General features: G+C 72.9%; 2 protein-coding genes. Both read left to right on the top strand.

What is annotated here, in order from left to right:
- The coding region (locus NP777_RS46215; RefSeq protein WP_256656210.1) for a condensation domain-containing protein at positions 1-1,174 on the top strand (1,174 nt) is incomplete at its 5' end.
- A partial coding sequence (locus tag NP777_RS46220; RefSeq protein ID WP_256656211.1) for an amino acid adenylation domain-containing protein occupies positions 1,171-8,929 on the top strand: 7,759 nt, incomplete at its 3' end. The genes NP777_RS46215 and NP777_RS46220, both read left to right, overlap by 4 nt.

Consider the following 8,929-nt stretch of genomic DNA (forward strand, 5'->3'; position numbering starts at 1 on the left):
GGACCGGCTCGATCCGCGCGCGGGCGTGATGCTGCAGGTGATCTGGTTCGACCTCGGCCCGGCCACCCCCGGACGGCTCCTGCTCACCGTCCACCACCTCGCCGTGGACACGCTCTCCCTCCGTATCCTCATCCCGGACCTCGCCCAGGCGTACGCGGACCTGGCGGCCGGCCGTGAGGTCGTGCTGGAGCCGGTGCCCACGTCCTTCCGGCACTGGGCCCGCGCCCTGCGGACCGAAGCCACCGGCCAACAACGGCTCGCCGAACTCCCCGCCTGGACCAGGCTGCTCCGCGGCTCCGACGCGCCACTCGGCGAGCACCCCCTGGACCCGGACCGTGACGTGGGCGCCACGCTGCGGCGGGTCTCCGTGACGGCCTCGGCGGAGCTCACCGCCACCCTGTTGACGGCGGTCCCGGCCGCCTTCCACGCCGGGATCGACGATGTGCTGCTCACCGCCCTGGCCTCCGCCGTCGCGGAGTGGCGGCGGCACCGCGGGCGGAGCGCGCGGAGCGGGATCCTGGTGGACGTGGAAGGCCACGGCCGGACGTCCGGCGGTCTCGATCTGGCCCGTACGGCGGGCTGGTTCACCAGCGCTTACCCCGTGCGACTCGACCCCGCGACACAGGACTTCGCCGGTCTGCGCGGCGGCGGGCCGGTGGCGGGACGGGCCGTCAAACACATCAAGGAACAGCTCCGCGCGGTCCCGGGCGACGGCCTCGGCCACGGTCTGCTGCGCCATCTCAACCCCGAGACCGCGCCCGCCCTCGCCGCGCTGCCCACCGCCCAGATCGGCTTCACCTACCTGGGCCGCTTCGCCGACGGGACACCGGAGCAGACGGCTGCCGCCTGGTCCGCCGCCCCCGAAGGGGGTCTCGGTGGCGGAGTGGGCGACGAGGTTCCGCTGGCGCACGCCCTGGAGGCCGTCGGCCTGGTCCGCGACCTGCCGGACGGCCCGCTGCTCACGCTGACACTCGCCTGGCCCCAGCACCTCCACCACACCGACGACATGCGACGACTCGCCGATGGCTGGCTGGCGATGCTCACCGGCCTCGCCACCCACACCACCGGCTCCGGCGGCGGCCACACACCGTCGGACTTCTCACTCATCACGCTCGACCAGAGCCAGATCGACGCGCTCGAAGCGGAACTCGCGGACAAAGGGGGAGCACGATGACTCAGATGCGAGTCCAGGACGTCTGGCCGCTGTCGCCGCTGCAGGAGGGCCTGCTCTTCCATGCGGTGTACGACGAGCGCGGCATCGACGTCTATGTCGAGCAGCTCGTGCTGGAGCTGGCGGGCAAGCTGGATCCCACGGTGCTGCGCGACGCGTGGCAGGCGCTGCTCGACCGGCACGAGAGCCTGCGTGCGGGCTTCAGGCAACTGGCCGGGGTGGCGCAGCCGGTGCAGGTCATCGCCCGGGGCGTGGAGCTGCCGTGGCGGGAGGAGGACCTGTCCGGGCTGGACGCGGATGCGGCCCGGGTGGAGTCGGAGCGGTTGGGGGTCGAGGAGCGGGAGCGGCGGTTTGATCTGGCGGTGCCGCCGTTGCTGAAGGTGTTGCTGGTCAAGGTCGGGCCGGATGAGTACCGGATGATGGTCACGCTGCATCACATCCTGTTGGATGGCTGGTCGTTGCCGGTGCTGATGCGGGAGTTGTGGACGTGTTACGAGGCCGGGGGCAGCGCGCACGGGTTGCCGCCCGTCACGCCGTACCGTGACTACCTCGCCTGGCTCGCCCGCCAGAACAAGGAAGCCGCACGGGACGCGTGGCGGCAGGAGCTGGCGGGCGCGGACGAGCCGACGCTGGTGGCACCGGGTGGACAGGCCACTGCCCCGGTGGCCTCCGGCAAGGCGGCCACCGATGCCGGGGCGGAACTCGCCGGCCGACTGCGAGACCTCGCCCGCCGCAACGGCCTGACCCTGAACACCGTGATCCAGGCGGCCTGGGCCGTTGTGCTCGGTCGGCTCACCGGCCGCCGCGATGTGGTGTTCGGCGCGACGGTGGCGGGGCGCCCCGCCGACCTCCCCGGCATGGAGAGCATGCTGGGGCTCTTCATCAACACGCTGCCCGTACGGGTGCGCTTGGAACCGGCGCGTACGGTCGCCGAGCTGCTCACGGAGGTGCAGGAACGGCAGTCGGCGCTGCTGGACCACCAGCATCTGAGCCTGACCGAAATCCAGCGGCAGACCGGGCCCGGCGCCACCTTCGACACCATCATGGCGTTCGAGAACCACCCCATCGGGGCGCAGGACTCCACGGCAGTGGCCGCCGGGCTGCGGAGCACCGGTACGGCGATGCGCGAGTCCACCAACTTCCCGCTGTCGCTGGGCGTCCACCCGACGCAGGAGCTGCGGCTGCGGCTGGACTACCGCCCGGACCTGTTCGACCCCGAGGCGGCTCAGGGGCTCCTTGACCGCTTGGTGCGGGTGCTGGGGCAGATGGCGGCCGATCCGGAGACGTTGGTCGGTCGGCTGGAGGTGCTGGGGGAAGCGGAGTGGTCGCGGGTGGTGGCGGAGTGGAATGCCACCGAGGCCACCCTGCCCGCGGGTTCGATCGTGGAGCGTATCGAGGCGTGGGTTGCGGCGGCGCCGGATGTGGTGGCGGTGCGATGCGGTGAAGATGCGCTCTCGTATGGGGAGTTGGACCGGCGGGCGAATCGGTTGGCGCGGTTGTTGGTCGGTGCTGGTGTGGGTCGGGAGTCGCGGGTCGCGTTGTGTTTGGCGCGGTCGGTGGATGTGGTGGTGGCGGAGTTGGCGGTGTGGAAGGCCGGTGGTGCGTTCATTCCGTTGGATCCGGAGTATCCAGCGGACCGGTTGGGGTTTGTGATCGCGGACAGTGGCGCCGAAGTGGTGCTCGGTACGGCTGACTGTCTCGCCGACGTGCCTCTGGGCGATGCCCGCGCCATCCTTCTCGAGGGTGCCGATGCCTTCCCGGAGGAGCCGTTGGGGACGGTCGTTGTCCCGGGTCAGTTGGCGTATGTGATCTATACGTCGGGTTCGACGGGGCGGCCGAAGGGTGTGGCCGTCGCCCACGGTGGCGTGGTGAATCTGGCTGAGGCGATGCGTCCGGTGCTGGGGATGGACGCGGGTGTGGTGGCGTTGCAGTTCGCGTCGTTCAGTTTTGACGCCGCCGTCCTCGACGTCGCCGTCACCCTCGCCGCCGGTGGCACCCTCGCCGTCGCCACCACCGCCGAGCGCAATGACCTGCAAGCGCTGGCGGAGATGGTGGGCCGGTGTGGGGTGCGGGTGGCGAGTGTGGTGCCGTCGTTGTTGGGGGTGCTGGATCCGGATGCCGTGCCGGGCGTGGGCAATTGGGTGTTGGGTGCGGAGCGGTTGAGTGCGGAGTTGGCTGGTCGGTGGTCGGTGGGTGCGCGGGTGTGGAACACGTACGGGCCGACCGAGGCCACGGTCATCACCACCGCCACCGCCACTCCGCTGGATGCCGGGCTGGGCGAGGCCCCGCCGATTGGCCGTCCCCTCCCCAACGCCCGTGTCTATGTGCTCGACGCGTTCCTCGAGCCGGTGCCGGTGGGCGTTACGGGCGAGGTGTACATCGCTGGTGCGGGTCTGGCCCGGGGCTATATCGGTCGGCCGGAGCTGTCCGCCGAGCGTTTCGTCGCCTGCCCGTTCGCCGCTCCGGGTGGTCGTATGTATCGCAGTGGCGATCTGGCGAAGTGGACCGCCGAGGGTGATCTGGTCTTCGCGGGCCGGGTCGATGAGCAGGTCAAGGTGCGTGGTTTCCGGGTCGAGCCCGGCGAGATCGAGGCCGTACTCGCCGGCCACCCGGCCGTGGCCCAGGTCGCCGTGGTCATCCGCGAGGACCGCCCCGGGGATCGGCACCTCGTCGCGTATGTGGTCCCCTCCGGCGAGCTCGACCCGGTGGCCCTGCGCCGCCTCGCCGCCGACCGGCTGCCCGAGTACATGATCCCGGCCATCGTGACCCTCGACGCGCTGCCGCTCACCGTCAACGGCAAGCTGGACCGCGCCGCCCTCCCCGCCCCCGACGCCGCGAGCACCCCCGACGGCCGCGCGCCCGCCACCCCCACCGAGGAGATCCTCTGCGGGCTCTTCGCCGAAGTCCTCGGGCTGAACCAGGTGGGCGCCGACGCCTCCTTCTTCGAGCTCGGTGGCGACTCCCTCCTCGCCATGCGGCTCATCGCCCGCATCCGCCCCGTCCTCGACAGCGAACTGCGCATCGCCGACCTGTTCGCCACCCCGACCGTCGCCGACACCGCCCGCCGGATCGACGCCGAGCACGGTGACGCACGGCCGCCGCTGGAGCCACAGCCGCGCCCGCGGCACCCCGAACAACTGCCGCTTTCGTACGGGCAGCGGCGGATGTGGTTCCTCAACCGGCTCGCGGCCACCAGCGAAGGCGCAGAGGGGGCGGAGGGCGCGGAGGGAGCAGAGGGCGCAATGGGCGCCGGGGCCGCAATGGGTGCCGGGGCCGCCGGGGTCGCCGCGGGCGTCTACAACATGCCCCTCGCGCTGCGCCTCTCCGGCCACCTCGACACCGGCGCGCTGGAAGCCGCCCTGGCCGACGTCGCCGACCGCCACGAGAGCCTGCGGACGGTGTTCCCGGAGACGGACGGCGTTCCGCTCCAGCGGGTGCTGGACGGTCCCGCGGCGCATCCGCCACTCGTGGTCGTCGACCTCCCCGCGGACCAGGTCGAGGCGGAGCTGAGCGCGCACGCCGGCCGCGGCTTCGAGCTCAGCAGCGAACTTCCTTGGCGGGTACGGCTGTTGGTCACCGGTCCCACCGAGTATGTGCTGCTCATCGTGGCGCATCACATCGCCGCCGACGGCTGGTCGATGGGTGTCCTCGCGCGGGACCTCAGCACGGCCTACGCCGCACGTCGGCAGGGCCGGGCGCCGGTCTGGGAGCCGCTGCCGGTGCGGTACGCCGACTTCGCCCTCTGGCAGCGGCGGCTGCTGGGGGAGCGCGGCGACGCCGACAGCCTGCTGAGCGAGCAGCTCGCCTACTGGCACGACGCCCTCGCCGACGCGCCGCAGGAACTGGCGCTCCCGACCGACCGGCCGCGTCCGGCGGTGTCGTCGTACGCGGGCGGCCTGGTCCCCGTACGGATCGACGCGCCCACTCACGCCCGCCTCGTGGGGCTCGCCCAGCGTGGCGGGGCCACGGTGTTCATGGTGGTGCACGCCGCGCTGGCGGCACTCCTGGCCCGGATGGGCGCGGGCACGGACATCCCCGTCGGCACGGCCACCGCGGGCCGTGGCGACGCCGCGCTGGACGGGCTGACCGGCTTCTTCGTCAACACGCTCGTGCTGCGCACCGACCTGAGCGGCGACCCCGCCTTCACCGAACTCCTGGCCCGGGTGCGCGAGACCGACCTGGCCGCGTACGCACACCAGGACGTGCCCTTCGAGCATCTCGTCGAGGACCTCGCGCCCTCGCGTTCGCTGTCCCGCAACCCGCTGTTCCAGGTGATGCTGTCGCTGCGGAACGTCCCGCCCGCGCAGTGGGACCTGCCCGGCCTCCAGGTCCGCCCCACCCCGCCCGGCTCGCTCGCCGCCCGCTTCGATCTCTCCGTCGACCTGTCCGAACACCGCGACGAGGACGGCAGCCCGGCCGGAATCGGCGGCGACATCTTCTACGCCACCGAGCTGTTCGACGAGGCCACCGTCCAGGCCCTGGCCCGGCGGCTGGCGGCGGTGCTCGAGCAGATCGCCGCCGACCCCACCGTGCCCCTCAGCCGACTGCGGATCCTCGACCCGGCTGAGCGGGCGTCCGTCGTCCAGAACTGGAACCACACGGCCCGCGGCGTGCCGGAGGGCACACTGGCCGAGCTGTTCGAGGCACAGGTGCGGCGGACCCCCGATGCCCTGGCCGTCGTCGGGGCGGAGCACGGCCTGACGTACGCGGAGCTGGAGGAACGCAGCAACCGGCTGGCACACGAGCTGATCGCCCGTGGCATCGGCCCCGAGGACCTGGTCGGCGTGGCCATGGAGCGGTCCGTTGAGCTGATGGCCGTGCTGCTCGCCGTGGTCAAGGCGGGCGCGGGCTATCTGCCCATGGACCCCCGGTATCCGGCGCGGCGCATCGCGTTCATGCTGTCCGACGCCCGCCCGAAGCTGGTGCTGTGCACCGGCGAGACCGAGGCCGCGCTGGGTGTCAACGGGCCCGAGGCCGCGCTGGGCGCCGACACGCCGGCCCGCCTGGTCCTCGACGCCCCCGATGTGACCGCCGCGCTGGCGACACGCCCGGACACTGCCCCCGGGAACGCCGACCGCGTCCGGCCGCAGCGGCTGGGACACCCCGCGTACGTCATCTACACCTCCGGCTCCACCGGCACCCCGAAGGGCGTCGTGGTCACCCACGGCGGAGTGGGCAGCCTGGCGGCGAGCCACATCTCGCGATTCGGATCCGGTCCCGGCGCCCGCGTCCTGCAGTTCGCCTCGCCCAGCTTCGACGCCGCGTTCGCCGAGTTCTGCACCGCCCTGCCCGCCGGTGCCACCCTCGTCATGGCGGAGCGGGACATGCTGCCGCCGTACGGGTCGCTGGCCGCCGTCGCCGCCGAGTTCGGCGTCACGCATCTGACCGCGCCGCCGTCCGTGCTCGCCGCCGCGGATGAACTGCCCGCCACCGTGACCACCGTCGCGGCCGCGGGCGAGGTGTGCCCGCCCGCACTGGTGGCACGGCTGGCGCCGGGGCGGCGGATGCTGAACGCGTACGGCCCCACCGAGGCCACCGTCTGCGTCACCCTGAGCGACCCGCTCACCCCGTCCGACACCAACGCCCCCGTGCCGATCGGACGGCCGCTCGAGAACGGGCAGACCTACGTCCTGGACGACTTCCTGCAGCCCGTCCCCGCCGGTGTCACGGGAGAGCTCTACCTCGCCGGCCCCGGCCTGGCCCGCGGGTATCTCGGCCGTCCCGGGCTGACCGCGGAGCGCTTCGTGGCCTGTCCGTTCGCCGCCGCCGACGAACCCGGCGCCCCCGGCGGGCGGATGTACCGCACCGGGGACCTGGCCCACTGGACCGCCGACGGCCAACTCGTGGTCGTCGGACGGGCCGACACCCAGCTCAAGATCCGCGGCTTCCGGGTGGAGCCCGGCGAGATCGAGGCCGTCCTCGCCACCCACCCGGCCGTCCGCCGGTCCGCCGTCGTGGTCCGCGAAGACCGCCCCGGGGACCGCCGCCTCGTCGCCTACGTCGTCCCCGGCGAGGACGCGGACACCGCCGGACTACGGGAGTACCTGGCCGAGCGGCTGCCCGACCACCTGGTCCCGGCCGCAGTGATGGCGCTCGGCTCCCTCCCCGTCACGGTGAACGGCAAGCTGGACCGTGACGCCCTGCCCGCCCCCGACTACGCGGGGCTGACCGGCCGCCGCGCCCCCGCCACCCCCATCGAAGAGGCGCTGTGCGGGCTGTTCGCCGACATCCTCGGCCTCGACCAGGTCGGCGTCGACGCGTCGTTCTTCGCGCTGGGTGGCGACTCGCTGCAGGCCATGCGGCTGATCGCCCGGATCCGCGCGGTCCTGGACACCGAGCTGAGCATCCGGCAACTGTTCGCCGAGCCGACCGTCGCCGGGGTCGCCCGGCAGCTGACCGGTGGCGGTGGCGTGCGCCTCCCGCTCACGCCGCAACCCCGGCCGGACGTCGTACCGCTGTCGTTCGGGCAGCGGCGGATGTGGTTCGTCAACCAGATGGAGGAGGCCCAAGAGGGTGGCGAGGCCGCGTACAACCTGCCGCTGCGCTACCGCGTCTCCGGCCACCTCGACCTGCCCGCGCTCGAAACCGCCCTGGGCGACCTCGCCGACCGGCACGAAAGCCTGCGCACGAGCTACCCCGAAACGGACGGCGTGCCGCGCCAGCACATCCTCGCCCCCTCGGCCGGGCGCCCGCGCATGGTCGTCCTCGACACCCCCGCCGACCGGGTCGAGCAGGTGCTCGCCGAGCAGACCGAGGAGCGCTTCGACCTCAGCGCCGACCTCCCGTGGCGGATCCGGCTGCTGAAGACCGGCCCCGCTGAGTACGTCCTGCTGATCGTGGCGCACCACATCGCGGTGGACGGCTGGACGATGGACCTGCTGCTCAAGGACCTGGAAGTGGCGTATGCCGCCCGTCGGGAGGGCCGGGCGCCGGTGTGGGAGCCGCTGCCGGTGCAGTACGCCGACTACGCGCTCTGGCAGCGCCGTCTGCTCGGCGACCTGGACGCTCCCGACAGCCTGATCGGCGCCCAGCTGGACCACTGGCGGCGTGCCCTGGCCGACGCGCCCCAGGAGCTCGCGCTTCCGGCCGACCGCTCCCGGCCCGCCGTGTCCTCGCACCGTGGCGGGGCGGCCGGGGTACGGATCGACGTGCCCACCCATGCCCGGCTCGTGGAGCTGGCCCGACGCGGCGACGCCACGATGTTCATGGTCGTACACGCCGCGCTGGCGCTGCTGCTGTCCCGGATGGGCGCGGGGAAGGACCTTCCGATCGGCACGGCGGTCGCGGGGCGTGGTGACGCGGCGCTGGACGGGCTGGCCGGCTTCTTCGTCAACACGCTGGTCCTGCGGACCGATGTGAGTGGCGACCCGACCTTCGCGGAGCTGCTGTCCCGGGTGCGGGAGACCGACCTGACCGCGTACGCACACCAGGACCTGCCCTTCGAGCACCTGGTCGAGGAACTCAACCCCACGCGCTCACTGGCCCGGCACCCGCTGTTCCAGGTGATGCTCTCCGTGCAGACGATGCCGTCGCAGGAGTGGAAGCTGCCGGGCGTCGAGGTGCGGCCGATGACACCCGGGGCCGCGTCGGCCCGGGTCGACCTGTCGCTGACACTGGCGGAACACCGGGACGGCGAGGGCAACCCAGCGGGGATCGACGGCGATCTGCTGTATGCCACGGACCTCTTCGACGAGGCCACCGCGTGCACGATGGCGGAGCGGCTGGTGCGGGTGCTGGAGCAGGTCGCCTCGGATCCGG

Source organism: Streptomyces rugosispiralis (assembly GCF_024505145.1).
Lineage (GTDB): Bacteria > Actinomycetota > Actinomycetes > Streptomycetales > Streptomycetaceae > Streptomyces > Streptomyces rugosispiralis.